Annotated in this window: 12 protein-coding genes; 11 read left to right on the top strand and 1 reads right to left on the bottom strand. The window is 65.5% G+C overall.

All coding sequences use genetic code 11. The annotated features are described in order from the left end of the window. Positions 1-128: 128 nt before the first annotated feature. From BM019_RS29720 to BM019_RS29670, 11 genes are all read left to right on the top strand, one after another. Entirely contained in the window at positions 129-1,478 is a 1,350-nt protein-coding gene (locus BM019_RS29720) for a TolC family outer membrane protein (protein WP_009041571.1), read from the top strand. A gap of 38 nt (positions 1,479-1,516) precedes the next feature. Further along, positions 1,517-3,673: a type I secretion system permease/ATPase gene (locus BM019_RS29715; RefSeq protein WP_092422557.1), complete on the top strand. Its 2,157-nt coding sequence runs from the start codon at positions 1,517-1,519 to the stop codon at positions 3,671-3,673. Then, positions 3,663-5,030: an HlyD family type I secretion periplasmic adaptor subunit gene (locus BM019_RS29710; protein WP_007928658.1), complete on the top strand. Its 1,368-nt coding sequence runs from the start codon at positions 3,663-3,665 to the stop codon at positions 5,028-5,030. The genes BM019_RS29715 and BM019_RS29710 overlap by 11 nt, the downstream gene beginning before the upstream one ends. 323 nt (positions 5,031-5,353) lie before the next feature. Beyond that, positions 5,354-6,244 carry a TauD/TfdA dioxygenase family protein gene (locus tag BM019_RS29705; RefSeq protein WP_092422554.1) on the top strand — a complete coding sequence of 297 codons (891 nt, stop codon included), beginning with the start codon at positions 5,354-5,356 and terminating at the stop codon, positions 6,242-6,244. Between the two features lie 27 nt (positions 6,245-6,271). Beyond that, a complete protein-coding gene (locus BM019_RS29700; protein WP_009041575.1) occupies positions 6,272-7,309 on the top strand; it encodes an ABC transporter substrate-binding protein in 1,038 nt (345 codons plus the stop codon). A gap of 5 nt (positions 7,310-7,314) precedes the next feature. Next, positions 7,315-8,175, top strand: coding sequence for an ABC transporter ATP-binding protein (locus BM019_RS29695; RefSeq protein ID WP_007928654.1), 861 nt, complete (start codon positions 7,315-7,317; stop codon positions 8,173-8,175). A gap of 20 nt (positions 8,176-8,195) precedes the next feature. Beyond that, the gene (locus BM019_RS29690) at positions 8,196-9,062 is read left to right on the top strand and encodes an ABC transporter permease (protein ID WP_025808568.1); all 867 of its coding nucleotides are present in this window, start codon (positions 8,196-8,198) and stop codon (positions 9,060-9,062) included. 1,159 nt (positions 9,063-10,221) lie between these two features. Continuing rightward, a complete protein-coding gene (locus BM019_RS29685; protein WP_092422551.1) occupies positions 10,222-11,139 on the top strand; it encodes a LysR family transcriptional regulator in 918 nt (305 codons plus the stop codon). Between the two features lie 285 nt (positions 11,140-11,424). Further along, complete coding sequence (locus BM019_RS29680; RefSeq protein WP_092422548.1) at positions 11,425-12,969, top strand: MFS transporter; 1,545 nt, start codon at positions 11,425-11,427, stop codon at positions 12,967-12,969. A gap of 25 nt (positions 12,970-12,994) precedes the next feature. After that, positions 12,995-14,053 (top strand): HlyD family secretion protein, encoded by a 1,059-nt coding sequence (locus tag BM019_RS29675; protein WP_009041580.1) that lies wholly within the window; start codon positions 12,995-12,997, stop codon positions 14,051-14,053. Continuing rightward, positions 14,050-15,519, top strand: a complete 1,470-nt coding sequence (locus BM019_RS29670) for an efflux transporter outer membrane subunit (RefSeq protein ID WP_092422545.1) — start codon at positions 14,050-14,052, stop codon at positions 15,517-15,519. The genes BM019_RS29675 and BM019_RS29670 overlap by 4 nt, the downstream gene beginning before the upstream one ends. Here the strand turns inward: BM019_RS29670 and BM019_RS29665 are convergent. Next, positions 15,482-16,201: a DUF3142 domain-containing protein gene (locus BM019_RS29665; protein WP_092422542.1), complete on the bottom strand. Its 720-nt coding sequence runs from the start codon at positions 16,199-16,201 to the stop codon at positions 15,482-15,484. The genes BM019_RS29670 and BM019_RS29665 overlap by 38 nt on opposite strands. Between the last annotated feature and the right edge of the window lies 1 nt (position 16,202).

Here is a 16,202-nt window from a genome sequence, read left to right as displayed (position 1 = left end):
CTGTCTAAAAGTGTGTGACCCAGTTCATGGTTTGAACTTTCCGATATACGGTCATTCCGGTTGCCATCATCCGATGCAGCGCCTCGTTTTGCTGTGATTTGGGACAAGAAGTCCTGGGAACCTCCTCTATGCGTCCGCAGTTGTTCAAAGCCTTACCCTTCGTACTCGCCGCCAGTTTCGCCCAAGCACAAACCCTGCCCGAAGCCATGCAGAAAGCACTGGATGTCCATCCGGAAATCCAGGCCGCGGTGAACAGCCGCCTGGCAGCCGACTACCAGCTCAAAGCGGCCAAGGGCGGCTATTTGCCGCGGGTCGATTTGCTGGGCGGTTATGGTCGTGAAGGCACCGACAGCCCGACCACCCGTGCAGGATCGAGCAATCACTGGGAGACGCTGAACCGCAGCGAGTCAAGTTTACGTCTCCAGCAAATGGTTTTTGACGGTTTTGCCACCTCCAGTGAGGTCGGGCGTCAACAAGCCACCGTCAATTCCCGGGCGTACTCGTTGCTGGGCACTTCCGAGCGCACCGCGCTGACCGTGGCCCAGGTGTACCTGGATGTGCTGACCCGGCGCGAGTTCGTGCGCCTGGCCGAAGACAACATGCGCAATCACGAGCGCATCTACGATCAGATCCAGCTGCGCACCCAGCGCGGCGTCGGCAGCCGCGCCGACCTCGACCAGGCGGAAGCGCGCATGGCCCAGGCGCGCAACAACCTGATCACCGAACAGACCAACCTGGCCGATGCCCAGACCAACTACCTCAGCGCCGTCGGCCAGATGCCGGACCAGCTGGAGCGCCCGGTCGGCTTCATGGCCCTGCTGCCGGCCAGCCTCGACGAAGCCCGGCACCAGATGCTGGAAAACAGCCCGATCCTGCGCTCGGCCGAGTCCGACATCGTCGCCGCCGAGAAGCAGTACGAAGCCGCCAAGTCGACCTTCTACCCGCGCTTCGATGCCGAGCTGGGGCGTACCGCCGACAACAACCTGGACGGCATCGACGGCCACAACAACGAATGGCAGGCCATGCTGCGCATGCGCTTCAACCTGTTCGCCGGCGGCAGCAACAAGGCCGACCTGGAATCCAAGGCCTATCAGTCCAACCAGGCGCTGGATATTCGTAACAACGCCCTGCGTGTTCTGAATGAAGAGCTAGGCTTGGCGTGGAACGCCTTGAACAACGCCAATGCGCAAGTGCCGATCGCCCAGCAATATGTCGATCGCAGCGCCAGCGTGCGTGAGGCGTATCAGAAGCAATTCAGTCTGGGCGAACGCACTTTGCTCGACTTGCTCGATAGCGAGAATGAACTGTTCACCGCCTCGCGTCGGTTGGCGGAAATCAAGAACATTCAGTTATTTACTCAATATCGAATCAAGGCGACCATGGGCGAATTGCTCAAGAGCCAGGGAGTGGTCGCACCCATGGCTTCCGTCGTGCAGAACGATGTGAAGCCCAAGGTCCAACTGCCTGGGATGAATTGAGTACTTTTCATCCAATAGACAGTTAAAGAGTGCCGAGCGTGGAATCAGAAGTCAGTCGAGTGCAACTTAGCCATGATCCACGCGGCATGCATGACGACCCGCTGCTGGATGCCCTGCTAACCCTGTGTTCCCTGCACCAGAAGCCGGCCAGCGCGGCCATGTTGACCACCGGCCTGCCTTTACCCTCCCAGCGCCTGAGCGCCGAGCTGCTGCCGCGCGCCGCCGCTCGCGCCGGCCTGCAGGGGCGTTTGCTGCGGCGCAAGCTGGAGCAGATTCCTGCCATAGCCATGCCGGCCATGCTGTTGCTCAAGGACGGCCGCAGCGCCGTCCTGCTCGGCTGGCAGGGCGAAGACCAGGCCCGCCTGCTGCTCAGCGAGAGCGACGGCGGCGAGGTCAGTGTCAGCCGCCAGATGCTGGCCGACGACTACAGCGGGCAAGTGTTCTTCGCTCAGCCCCAACATAAATTCGACGTCAACCACGGCTCGCTGATTCCCCGCGCCCGCTCCTGGTTCCGCGACACCTTGAAGCGTTCGCGCTGGCTGTACGCCGACGCCATCGCCGCCAGCCTGCTGATCAACGTCATTGCCATGGCCGCGCCGCTGTTCGTGATGAACGTCTACGATCGCGTGGTCCCCAACCAGGCCGCCGCCACCCTGTGGGTGCTGGCCATCGGCATCACCGGCGCCTACCTGTTCGACCTGGTTCTCAAGAGCCTGCGCAGCCTGTGCCTGGACCTGGCCGGCAAGAAGACCGACCTGATCATCTCGGCCACGCTGTTCGAGCGTATCGTCGGCATGGCCATGAAGTACCGGCCGGCGCGGGTCGGCAGCTTTGCCCAGAACATCCACGAGTTCCAGAGCCTGCGCGACTTCCTCGCCTCGCTGACCCTCACCAGCCTGATCGACCTGCCGTTCACCCTGCTGATCTTCCTGGTGATCGCCATCCTCGGCGGGCACCTGGTGTGGATTCCGGTGCTGGCCTTCCCGATTGCCCTGGGCATCGGCTACGCCCTGCAGAAACCGCTGATCGCCACCATGGAAAAAACCATGGCCCTGGGCGCCGAGCGCCAGTCGAGCCTGATCGAGACCCTGGCCGGGCTGGACGCGGTGAAGGTCAACAACGCCGAAAGCGAACGCCAGTACCAGTGGGAACAGACCATCGGCACCCTGGGCCGTCTCGAGCTGCGGGTGAAGATGCTCTCCAGCCTGGCGATGAACATCACCCTGCTGATCCAGCAGCTGGCCGGGGTGATCATGATCGTCTTCGGCGTGTACCAGATCATCGACGGCAACCTGAGCATGGGCGGGCTGATCGCCTGCTACATGCTCAGCGGCCGCGCCCTCAGCCCGCTGGCCTCGTTGTCCGGCCTGCTGACTCGCTACCAGCAGGCGCGGGTGACCATGACCTCGGTCGACCAGATGATGGAGCTGCCCCAGGAGCGCAACTTCGACGAGCGTCCCCTGAGCCGCAACGTGCTGCAGGGCGCCATCGAATGCCGGCAACTGAATTTCACCTACCCGGGGCAGCAGAACCCGGCGTTGAAGAACATCAATCTGGTGGTCAAGCCGGGCGAGAAGATCGGCATCATCGGCCGCAGCGGCTCGGGCAAGAGCTCCCTGGCCAAGCTGCTGGTGGGCCTGTATACCCCGGACTCCGGCGCCTTGCTGGTGGACGGCGTGGACATCCGGCAGATCGACGTCAGCGAATTGCGCCACAACATCGGTTATGTGGCCCAGGACATCCAGCTGCTGGCCGGTACCCTGCGTGACAACCTGACCTCCGGCGCCCGTTACGTCGAAGACGAACTGGTGCTGCAGGCCGCCGAACTGGCCGGCGTCCACGAGTTCGCCCGCCTGCACCCGCAGGGCTACGAGCTGCAGGTCGGCGAGCGCGGGCAGAACCTCTCCGGCGGCCAGCGGCAGAACGTCGCCCTGGCCCGGGCCCTGCTGCTCAACCCGCCGATCCTGCTGCTCGACGAACCGACCAGCGCCATGGACAACACCGGTGAAGAACGCTTGAAACAACGCCTGCAAGCCGTGGTGGAAGCCAAGACCGTGGTGCTGGTCACCCACCGTGCCTCGCTGCTGTCGCTGGTGGATCGCCTGCTGGTGATCGACCGCGGGCAGATCCTCGCCGACGGGCCGAAAGCAGTCGTGATGGAAGCGTTGAAGAAGGGGCAGATCAGTGTTGCTTAAATCCGGTTTCAAAGACTCGATCCTGCGCTACTTCAAAGGCACCGAATCGCTGCACGACCAACCCCTGCCCGAGGTCAACAAGGCGCTGATCGAGGATGCGCCGCGGGTTATCCGCCTGACCATCTGGGGCATCATCGGCTTCTTCCTGTTCCTGCTGCTGTGGGCCAACTTCGCGGTGATCGACGAAGTGACCAAGGGCGAGGGCAAGGCGATCCCGTCGTCCAAGGTGCAGAAAATCCAGAACCTGGAAGGTGGCATCGTCTCCGAACTGTTCGTCAAGGAAGGGCAGATCGTCGAAGCCGGCGCCCCGCTGATCCGCCTGGATGACACGCGTTTCAAGTCCAACGTCGGCGAGACCGAGGCCGATCGCCTGTCGATGCTGCTGCGGGTCGAGCGCCTGAGCGCGGAGATCGACAACCGCGAACTGAATTTCCCGGCCGACGCCATGGCCGCCGTGCCCGGCCAGGCGGCCAGCGAAAAGTCGCTGTATGAAAGCCGTCGCCAGCAGTTGCACGACGAAGTCGGCGGCCTGCAGGAACAGCTGATCCAGAAGCAGCAGGAACTGCGCGAGTTCACCTCCAAGCAGGCGCAGTACCGCCAGCAACTGAGCCTGCAGCGCCAGGAAATCGCCATGTCCGAGCCGCTGGTGGCCCAGGGCGCGGTGTCGCCGGTGGAAGTGCTGCGGCTCAAGCGCGCCGAAGTCGAGACCCGTGGGCAACTGGACGCCACCACCCTGGCGATCCCCCGTGCCGAATCGGCGATCAAGGAAGTCCAGCGCAAGGTCGACGAAACCCGCGGCAAGTTCCGCAGCGAAGCCCTGACCCAGCTCAACGAGGCGCGCACCGAACTGAACAAGGCCAGTGCCACCGGCAAGGCCCTGGAAGACCGGGTCAGCCGGACCCTGGTTACCTCGCCGGTGCGCGGCATCGTCAAGCAACTGATGGTCAACACCATCGGCGGCGTGATTCAGCCGGGCAGCGACATGGTGGAGATCGTGCCGCTGGACGACACCCTGCTGGTGGAAGCGAAGATCCGTCCGCAGGACATCGCCTTCCTGCACCCGGGGCAGGAAGCGGTGGTCAAGTTCACCGCCTATGACTACACCATCTACGGCGGCCTGAAGGCCAAGCTGGAACAGATCGGCGCCGACACCATCACCGACGAAGACAAGAAGACCACCTACTACGTGATCAAGCTGCGCACCGACCGCAGCCACCTGGGCACCGATGAAAAGCCGTTGCTGATCATCCCCGGCATGGTCGCCTCGGTGGACATCATCACCGGCAAGAAAAGCGTGCTCAGCTACCTGCTCAAGCCGATCATCCGCGCCCGCGCCGAGGCGCTGCACGAGCGTTAAGCCATCTGTAGCCGCTGCCGCCAGGCTGCGATAAGGCCCGAAGGGCCTTCAGCGATATTGAAAATCGTCACGTCCCCTTTGGGGCCGATCACAGCCTGGCGGCAGCGGCTACAGGCGCTTGTGCCGGCCTTGGGGGCTGCGGTCGAATCGCCATATCGTTATTCGTTAACGGTATTTAAAGTTCAGTTCTTATATCTATAAAGTCGTCTCCCTGCGTACCTGCCGACCAATCGGCGCGCCGCACGAAATGAACCCACACGGGACCTCCGTGAGTTTCTGATCGACGCGCGCGCCACCGGGCGTGCTCTGCGTGGGAGTGATTTATGTCCGTACCCTCTCCAAGTGCCGCGCCCATCGCCGCACAAGCTTTTGATATCCGCCCGTTCAGCGGCGCCGTCGGTGCCGAGATCGTCGGCCTGGACCTGACCCGGCCGGTCAACGACCAGGACTTCGCGCGCATTCACCGCGCGCACCTGGATCATCACGTCGTGGTATTCCGCGACCAGCGCATCACCCCCGAACAACAGATCGCCTTCAGCCGCCGTTTCGGCGTGCTGCAGATCCACGTGCTCAAGCAGTTCCTGCTGGCCGGGCACCCGGAAATCCTCATCGTTTCCAACATCATCGAAAACGGCCAGTCCATCGGCCTGGGGGACGCCGGCAAGTTCTGGCATTCCGATCTCTCCTACAAGGAACTGCCGAGCCTGGGCTCGATGCTGCACGCCCAGGAGCTGCCGTCCGAGGGCGGCGACACGCTGTTCGCCGACATGCACAAAGCCTGGGACAGCCTGCCCGAAGCGCTGCGCAAGGCGGTCGATGGCCGCTTTGCCGCGCACTCCTACACCGCGCGCTACAGCGAGACCAAGTTCGAGGGCAACTGGCGCCCGACCCTGACCCCGGAGCAACTGGCCCAGGTCCAGGAAGTGGTGCACCCGGTCGTGCGCACTCACCCGGAAAACGGTCGCAAGGCGCTGTTCGTCAGCGAAGGCTTCACCACCCGCATCGTCGGCCTGCCGGAAGACGAGAGCCGCCAGTTGCTCGCCGAGCTCTACGCCCACAGCGTGCTGCCGGAAAACATCTACCGCCACCAATGGCAGCCCCATGACCTGGTGTTCTGGGACAACCGCTCGCTGATCCACCTGGCCGCCGGTTGCCCCAGCCATCTGCGCCGCAAGCTGTACCGCACCACCATCCAGGGCGACGCCCCTTACTGATCGGCCACCCACGGCAGGAGAAACACCATGTCCCAACCTACTCAACGCCTCCCGCGCCTGGGCAAACTGGCGGCCGCCATCGGCCTGGGCTTCAGCCTGCTGGCCGCTGGCCTGGTCGCGCCGACGGCGGCCCATGCCGAAGGCGAGATCCGCATCGCCGAACAGTTCGGCATCGTCTATCTGCTGCTCAACGTGGTGCGCGACCAGAACCTGATCGAAAAACACGGCAAGCAAGAGGGCATCGACATCAAGGTCGACTGGACCCAGCTGTCCGGCGGTGCGGCGGTCAACGACGCCTTGCTCTCCGGCTCCATCGACATCGCCGGGGCCGGCGTCGGCCCGCTGTTGACCATCTGGGACCGCACCCACGGCAAGCAGAACGTCAAGGCGGTGGCGTCGCTGGGCAACTTCCCTTACTACCTGGTGAGCAACAATCCCAAGGTCAAGACCATCGCCGACTTCACCGAGAAGGACCGCATCGCGGTGCCGGCGGTGGGGGTTTCCGTGCAGTCGCGGTTCCTGCAGTACGCAGCGGCCAAGCAGTGGGGCGACAAGGAATTCAATCGCCTGGACAAGTACACCATCGCCGTTCCGCACCCGGACGCCACGGCGGCGCTGATCGCCGGCGGCACCGAGCTGACCGGGCACTTCTCCAACCCGCCGTTCCAGGACCAGGCGCTGGCCAACCCGAATGTGCATGTGGTGCTCAATACCTACGACCTGCTGGGCCCGAACTCGCCGACCGTGCTGTTCGCCACCGAGAAATTCCGCAGCGAGAACCCGAAAACCTACAAGGCTTTCGTCGAGGCGCTGGCCGAGGCCGCCGACTTCGCCCAGAAGGACAAGGGCGCGGCCGCGGATACCTACATCCGCGTGACCAAGGCCAAGATCGACCGCGAAGCCTTGCTGAAGATCATCGACAACCCGCAGTTCGAGTTCACCGTCACCCCGAAAAACACCTACCCGCTGGCTGAATTCCTCTACCGCGTGGGCGCGATCAAGAACAAGCCGCAATCGTGGAAGGACTACTTCTTCCAGGACACCACCCCGCTGCAAGGGAGCTGATCGCCATGAACGCTCCCTTGCAAGGCCACACGGCCAGCAACCCGACCACGGCGGCTCAGGCGCTGCTGGCGGTCGACCAGGTCAGCCTGGAATACCGCACTCCGCAGCGCGTGGTGCGGGCCACCCACCAGGTCAGTTTCGAAATCGATCCCGCCGACCGTTTCGTCCTGCTCGGGCCCTCGGGCTGCGGCAAGTCGACCCTGCTCAAGGCGGTCGCCGGCTTCATCCAGCCCTGCGAGGGCGAGATTCGCCTGCAAGGACAACGGGTCAGCCAGCCGGGGCCGGACCGGATTGTGGTGTTCCAGGAGTTCGATCAACTGCCGCCGTGGAAAACCGTTAAACAGAACGTGATGTTCCCGCTGCTGGCGTCGAATACCCTCAACCGCCGCGAGGCCGAGGAGCGTGCGCTGCACTACCTGGACAAGGTCGGCCTGGCGGCGTTCGCCGACGCCTACCCGCACACCCTGTCCGGCGGCATGAAGGCGCGGGTGGCGATAGCACGCGCCCTGGCGATGCAGCCGAAGATCCTGCTGATGGACGAACCCTTCGCCGCCCTCGACGCCCTGACCCGGCGCAAGATGCAGGAGGAGTTGCTGCTGCTCTGGGAAGAGGTGCGCTTCACCCTGCTGTTCGTCACCCACTCCATCGAGGAAGCGCTGGTGGTGGGCAATCGCATCCTGCTGCTGTCGCCCCACCCGGGGCGGGTGCGGGCGGAAATCCACAGCCATCAGTACGACCTGCAAAGCCTTGGCGGCGTGGCGTTCCAGCAGACGGCGCGGCGTATCCACCGGCTGCTGTTCGACGAAGGCCAGTCGCCGGAAACCGAGCGCGAGCTGGATTTCACCGATATCCGTATCGCTTATTGAGCCTTTAAGAGGAACGCCCGATGAGCCATTCATCACCTGTTCGCCAGGAATACGAAGTTGCCCTCGAACCCTTGCTGGCGGTGCCGCTGGAGCGTGAATTGCCGCTGGGCCAGCGCCTGTGGCAACAAGGCTGGCTGCGCAAGAGCCTGATCCTGATCGTGCTGGCGCTGCTCTGGGAGGCCGTGGCCCGCTACCAGAACAACGACCTGCTGCTACCGAGCTTTTTGCAGACCGCCAGCGCGCTGTACGACGGCCTGCTCAGCGGTGAGCTGCTGGGTAAGGTCGGCATTTCCCTGGTCGTGCTGCTCAAGGGGTACCTGATCGGCATCGTCCTGGCCTTTGCCCTGACCACCCTGGCGGTGTCGACCCAGGTGGGCCGCGACCTGCTGAGCACCCTGACCTCGATGTTCAACCCGTTGCCGGCCATCGCCCTGTTGCCGCTGGCCCTGCTGTGGTTCGGCCTGGGGGAGAACAGCCTGATCTTCGTGCTGGTGCATTCGGTGCTCTGGGCCCTGGCCTTGAACACCTACGCCGGCTTTCTCGGGGTCTCGGAAACCCTGCGCATGGCCGGGCGCAACTACGGGCTCAAGGGTATGCGCTTCGTGCTGTTCATCCTGATCCCGGCGGCGCTGCCGTCGATCCTCGCCGGCCTGAAAATCGGCTGGGCCTTCGCCTGGCGCACCCTGATCGCCGCCGAACTGGTGTTCGGCGCCACCAGCGGCAAGGGCGGCCTGGGCTGGTACATCTTCCAGAACCGCAACGAGCTGTACACCGACAAAGTCTTCGCCGGCCTGGCGGTGGTGATCCTGATCGGCCTGCTGGTGGAGAACCTGGTGTTCGACACCCTGGAGCGGGTCACCGTGAAACGCTGGGGCATGCAACGCTGAGCCTGTAGCGCCCGTAGCGCCCGTAGTCGCTGCCGAGCCCGCGAGGCTGCGATCGACGGCGCAGCCGGCGCAAAACCTGACAGCACATTTTGTCTGGCACACCGCGTGCGCCGGTCTGGCGAGGACTTCGTCCTCGATCGCAGCCTGCGGCAGCGGCTACACAGAGTGGTGTCCACGGTTGAACTGCCCTCCACGATCCTGTAGCCGCTGCCGAGCCCGCGAGGCTGCGATCGACGGCACAGCCGGCGCAAAACCTGACAGCACATTTTGTCTGGCATACCGCGTGCGCAGGTCTGGCGAGGACTTCGTCCTCGATCGCAGCCTGCGGCAGCGGCTACACAGCGTGGTGCCCATGGTTGAACTGCCCTCCACGAATCTGTAGCCGCTGCCGAGCCCGCGAGGCTGCGATCGACGGCGCAGCCGGCGCAAAATCTGACAGCACATTTTGTCTGGCATACCGCATGCGCAGGCCTGGCAAGGACTTTGTCCTCGATCGCAGCCTGCGGCAGCGGCTACACAGCGTGGTGTCCATGGTTGAACTGCCCTCCACGATCCCGTAGCCGCTGCCGAGCCCGCGAGGCTGCGATCGACGGCGCAGCCGGCGCAAAACCTGACAGCACATTTTGTCTGGCATACCGCATGCGCAGGCCTGGCGAGGACTTCGTCCTCGATCGCAGCCTGCGGCAGCGGCTACACAGCGTGGTGTTCACGGTTGAACTGCCCTCCACGATCCTGTAGCCGCTGCCGAGCCCACGAGGCTGCGATCGACGGCGCAGCCGGCGCAAAACCTGACAGCGCATTTTGTCTGGCATACCGCATGCGCAGGTCTGGCGAGGACTTCGTCCTCGATCGCAGCCTGCGGCAGCGGCTACGTATGGAGAACCTGGTGTTCGACACCTGGGGCGGGTCACCGTGAAACGCTGGGGCATGCAGCGCTGAACCTGTAGCCGCTGCCGAGCCTGCGAGGCTGCGATCGACGGCGCAGCCGGCGCAAAACCTGACAGCACATTTTGTCTGGCATACCGCATGCGCAGGTCTGGCGAGGACTTTGTCCTCGTTCGCAGCCTGCGGCAGCGGCTACAGAGAGTGGTGTCCATGACTGAAATGACCCTGCTAGCATTGCGCCTGACTCATTCCCGATCAGCCACGAGTGCTCAGCATGCAACTCCCGGACATGAACCTTCTGGTCGCCCTCGACGCCCTGCTCGACGAGGGCAGCGTGGTCGGCGCGGCGCGGCGCATGAACCTCAGCCCGGCGGCCATGAGCCGAACCCTCACGCGGATCCGCGAGGCGCTGGGCGATCCGATCCTGGTACGCGCCGGCCGCGGCCTGGTGCCCACGCCCAAGGCCCTGGAACTGCGTGGCCAGGTACGTGACCTGGTGGAGCAGGCGGCGCTGGTGTTCCGTTCCGGTGACCAGGTCGACCTCGGCACCCTGCGCCGGCGCTTCAATGTGCGCGCCAACGACTTTTTCGTCGGCGTCTATGGCGGTCGCCTGATCGACACCCTGGAGCGCCAGGCGCCCCATTGCGAACTGCGTTTCGTCCCGGAGGGCGATGGCGACGACGAGGCCCTGCGCGAAGGGCGGATCGACCTGCGCATCAGCAACACCCGGCCGCTGACCCCGGAAGTGAAGGTGCAGAACCTGTTCTCCACCACCTTTGTCGGCCTGGTGCGCGAGCATCATCCGTTGCTCGACGAGGAGATCACCGCCGAGCGTTTTGCCGCCTTCCCGCACATCAGCATGTCCCGGCGCGGTATTGCCCGCGGGCCAATCGACGTGGCGCTGGGCGACCTGGGCCTGCAGCGCCGGGTGCCGCTGATCGCGCCGAGCTTCCATGCCGCGATGTTCATGCTGCCGGACTCGGACCTGATCCTGCCGGTGCCCAAGGAAACCCTGCTCAGCGTGTCGCGCCTGGGCCTGCACCTGCGCTCGTTCGCCTTGCCGATTCCCCTGCCGACCCTGGTGCTGACCCAGGCCTGGCACCCGCGCTACGACAAGGACCCGGCGCACAAATGGTTCCGCGAGACCCTGCGCGCCTCCTGCAACGAAACCTGGCACGCCGCCCAGCCCTGAAAACCACACCCCCTGTAGCCGCTGCCGAGCAACGCGAGGCTGCGAACGGGGTCGGCGGCATTCGACTTAGCCCTCGCCAGGTAGCGTCCGCGATTGGCCTGTTGGATCAGGTCGCCTGGTGTTGCGACGGCTGCGCCGCCGATCGCAGCCTCGCGCCGCTCGGCAGCGGCTACACGTCATCCAATCGTTGCGTTTGGTGCACTTATAAGCTGCCGATAAGTCAGTTTTCGTCAGCTGTCGGGCTTTTTACACTGCTTCGGTATTTCTATCGGAGTCATTCCCTTCATGAGTTCCCTCGCCGTGGCTGTGCCGGCACCCGTTGAAGTGGCCAGCAAACCGGCAGCTGTCAGCCCTGCGGTCTTCGGCCCGCGAATCATCATCGGCCTGCTCGGCGTATTGCTGGCGGTGCTGGTGTCGGGCCTCAACGAGATGGTGACCAAGATCGCCCTGGCCGATATCCGTGGCGCCCTGGCCATCGGCTATGACGAAGGCACCTGGCTGGTGGCCAGCTACACCGCCACCTCGGTGGCGGCCATGGCCTTCGCCCCCTGGTGTTCGGTGACCTTTTCGCTGCGCCGTTTCACCCTTTGCGCCATCGCCCTGTTCACCGTGCTGGGCGTGCTCTGTCCGTTCGCCCCGAACTACCACAGCCTGTTGCTGCTGCGCACCGTGCAGGGCCTGGCCGGCGGCGCGTTGCCGCCAATGCTGATGACCGTGGCGCTGCGGTTCCTGCCGGCCAACGTCAAGCTCTACGGCCTGGCCGGCTACGCCCTGACCGCCACCTTCGGCCCGAGCCTGGGCACGCCGCTGGCCGCCCTGTGGACCGAATACGTCGGCTGGCAATGGGCGTTCTGGCAGGTGGTGGCGCCGTGCTTGCTGGCGATGCTCGCGGTGGCCTACGGCCTGCCCCAGGACCCGCTGCGCCTGGAGCGCCTCAAGGCCTTCAACTGGCGCGGCCTGCTGCTGGGGTTTCCGGCGATCTGCATGCTGGTGATCGGCATCCTGCAGGGCAATCGCCTGGACTGGTTCGGCTCGCCGCTGATCTGCCTGCTGCTGGGCGGGGGGGCGTTGTTGCTGGTGCTGTTTCTGATCAACGAATGGTCGCAGCCGATTCCGTTCTTCAAGTTGCAGATGCTCGGCATCCGCAACCTGTCGTTCGCCCTGCTGACCCTGGCCGGAGTACTGGTGGTGCTGACCGCGGTGATCATCATTCCGTCCAGTTTCCTGGCCCAGGTCCAGGGCTACCGGCCGTTGCAGACCGCCCCGGTGATGCTGGTGATGGCCCTGCCGCAGCTGATCGCGCTGCCCCTGGTGGCGGCCCTGTGCAACCTGCGCTGGGTCGATTGCCGCTGGGTGCTGGGCATTGGCCTGACGATGCTGGTGCTGTCGTGCCTGGGCGGCGCGCAGCTGACCTCGGCGTGGATTCGCGACGATTTCTACGTGCTGCAACTGTTGCAGATCTTCGGCCAGCCGATGGCGGTGCTGCCATTGCTGATGCTTTCCACCGGCAGTATCCAGCCGATCGAGGGGCCGTTCGCGTCCTCCTGGTTCAACACCGTGAAAGGCCTGGCGGCGGTGATCGCCACCGGCGTGCTGGATGCCCTGACCACCCACCGCCTGCACTTTCACTCGACCATGCTGGTGGACAGCCTCGGCAACTCGCCGCTGAGCGCCGTCGACGCCAGCAACCTCGCCCAGCGCCTGCACCGGCAGGCCGTGGTGCTGACCTCCGCCGACCTCTACTACGTCATGGCTGGCGTGGCGGCGGCCTTGATCCTGCTGATTTTCTGGCTGCCGACGCGGATCTATCCGCCACGCGCGCCGACTTGAACGTTCACTGAGACAGAAGGTTTTTATGACGATCCACATCAAACACAAACTCGCCGTCAGCGTGGCTGCGGTCGCGGTCCTTGGCGTGCTGGTGTACCTGGTTACCGGCAAGGCCACCGAGCAGACCACCAACGACGCTTTCGTGAGCGCCGACTACACCCTGGTGGCGCCGCGTGTGGCGGGTTTCATCAAGGAAGTGCTGGTGGAAGACAACCAGCGGGTCAAGGCCGGCCAGTTGCTGGCGCTGATCGACGATCGCGACCTGCGCGCCGCGGCCCAGGCGGCGGACGCCGAAACCCTGGTGGCCAAGGCGCAGTTGCAGAACGCCCGCGCCACCCTCGACCGGCAAAGCTCGGTGATCGCCCAGGCCCAGGCCTCGGTGGTGGCCGCGCGGGCGGAAATGGCCTTCGCCGAACATGAACTGAACCGCTACAACCACCTGGCCGGGGTCGGTGCCGGCACGGTGCAGAATGCCCAGCAGGCCAGGACCCGCATCGACCAGGCCAGCGCGCGGCTGGCCACGGCCACCGCGGCGCTGGCGGCGGAACGCAAGCAGGTGGAGATTCTCACCGCCCAGCGTGACGCCGCCGAGGGCGGGCTGAAGCGCGCCCAGGCGTCCCTGGAAATGGCCAGCTACGAGCTGTCCTACACGCGCATCGTCGCGCCGGTGGACGGCATGGTCGGCGAACGCGCGGTGCGGGTCGGCGCCTACGTCACGCCGGGCAGCAAGATCCTCGCCGTGGTGCCGCTGGAGCAGGCCTATGTGGTGGCCAACTTCCAGGAAACCCAGCTGGCCCACATGCACCCCGGGCAGTCGGTGCAGGTGCGAGTCGACAGCCTGGACGGCGAAACCCTGCGCGGCCGGGTCGAGAGCCTGGCGCCGGCCACCGGCGTGACCTTCGCCGCGGTCAAGCCGGACAACGCCACCGGCAACTTCACCAAGGTGGTGCAGCGCATTCCGGTGAAGATCCTGCTGGAGCCCGGCCAGCCGATGGCCGAGCGTCTGCGGGTCGGGATGTCGGTGGAAGCGAGCGTCGATACCCTGGGCCAGGCCAGCTCCGCGCGTGAGGTGGCGAAGCGATGAGTCGTCTGCTCCAGCCGGTATTCGCCCTGAGCCTGTTGTCCCTGGCCGCCTGCAGTGTCGGCCCGGATTTCCAGCGCCCCGAAGGGCCGCGGGTCGAGGCCTGGGCCAGCCCGCAAAAGGCTGCGCCGAGCCAGGTGGTGAGCAGCCCCCTGGACGAGCGCTGGTGGGAGGTCTTCAACGATCCGCAGTTGTCGGCCCTGAGCCGGCGCGTGCTGACCGACAACCTCGACCTGCAACTGGCCACCAGTCGCCTGCAACAGAGCCGCGCGGCGCGCCAGGTGGTCACTGCCGAGCGTTATCCGACCAGCAGCGCCAGCGGCGGCTACGCGCGCAAACGCAACAGCGGCGAAGGCCTGAACGACCCGTCGGGTCACGAAGGCAAGTCCGCCTTCAACCTGTGGGACGCCGGCTTCTCGGCTTCCTGGGAACTGGATTTCTGGGGCCGCGTGCGGCGCGAAACCGAGGCCGCCGACGCGACCCTGGAAGTCGCGGAGAACGACCGGCGCGGGGTGCTGCTGGCGGTGCTGGCCGAGACCGCCCAGGACTACATCCAGCTGCGCGGCGTGCAGAACACTCGGGCGGTGACCGAGCAGAACCTCGACGTCGCTCGCCACAGCCTCAAGCTCTCGCAACTGCGCCTGGCCGACGGCGTGGCCACCGACCTGGACGTGGCCGAAGCCGCCGCGCAGGTGGCGACCATCGAGTCGCAACTGCCGGCCTTGCAGCAGCGCCAGGCGCAACTGATCAACGCCCTGAGCCTGCTGATGGGCGAGCCGCCCCAGGCCCTGCACGCTGAACTCGCGGCGGATGCGCCGGTGCCGCAAACCCCGCGCCAGGTCGCCATCGGCCTGCCGTCGCAACTGGCCGAACGCCGCCCGGACATCCGCCAGGCCGAAGCCCGCCTGCATGCCGCCACCGCCAGCATCGGCGTGGCCAAGGGCGACTTTTATCCGCGCATCACCCTGTCGGGCAACTTCGGCTCCCAGGCCATGCAGCTGTCGGACTTCGGCTCCTGGGGCTCGCGGCAGTTCGGCATCGGCCCGCAGTTCAGCCTGCCGCTGTTCGACGGCGGCCGCCTGCGCGGCATGCTGCATCTGCGCGAAGCCCAGCAGCAGGAAGCGGCCGTCGCCTACCAGCAGACCGTGCTGCGCGCCTGGCATGAAATCGACGACCAGCTGACCCGCTACAACAGCAGCCAGCTGCGCCGCGACAGCCTGGCCGAAGCCGTGCGGCAGAACCAGATCGCCCTGCGCACCGCGCAACAGCAGTACGTCGAAGGCGTGGTGGACTTCGTCAACGTCCTCACCGTGCAAGGCGCCTTGCTCGCCACCCAGGAGCAACTGGTGGAAAGCTCGACCGGCGTTTCCCTGGCCATGGTCGGCCTGTACAAGGCCCTGGGCGGCGGCTGGGAGTCGGTGTATCCGTTGGCTAGCGCGGATTCTGCAAAAACACCACATACCCCCTGAACCACGGGCTGTCTCGCAGATAGCCCGGCTCCTGCCATTCGCCGCCCTGGATCAACCCCACCTTGAACGGCAGGCCCATGCGGTCGAGGCGGGGCAGGTAGGCGGCGTAGTTGGGGATGCTGTGGCGGCCCTGGTAGGTCTGCACCACCACTTCGTCGACGACGCCCTTGAGCCCGGCGATGGCCTCGGGGTTGGCGTTGCTGCCCCAGTCCATCAGTCCGGTGATGCTCAGGCGGTACCGGGCGGGCAGGCGCTGGCGCAGGTCGCGCAGGAAGCTGGCGTACTCGTCGAGGTAGCGGGTGCGGGCGTCGAAATCGATCTGGATGCCGACCACCGGGTTGCCGGCCTGCTGCCAGCGCTGCACCTGGCCCAGCAGCTGGCGGTAGACAGTTTCCGGCCAGTGCAGGGTGTGGGCGCGATAGACCACCCAGACCTCGCCCTGGCGCAGGCGCGGAACGGCCATGCCCTGGGCGATGAAGTGCACATTGCCGCTCGGGTCGCGACGCGAACGGCTGATCTGCCCTTGCAGGATGTACAGGGTCTTGGCCTGGTTCAGCACCGGCTGCGGGGCGACGCCGCTCCACAGCCAGAAGGCATCGTGATCGCGGGCGTCGACCGCCGCCTGGGCACTGCCGGCCAGCAACAGCCAGACCGGCAGCAGGCATCGCCAGAAGCGGCTCATG

The sequence above is a fragment of the Pseudomonas sp. NFPP07 genome (assembly GCF_900115645.1).
GTDB lineage: Bacteria > Pseudomonadota > Gammaproteobacteria > Pseudomonadales > Pseudomonadaceae > Aquipseudomonas > Aquipseudomonas chlororaphis.
This window is presented reverse-complemented; position numbering and strand designations above follow the sequence as displayed.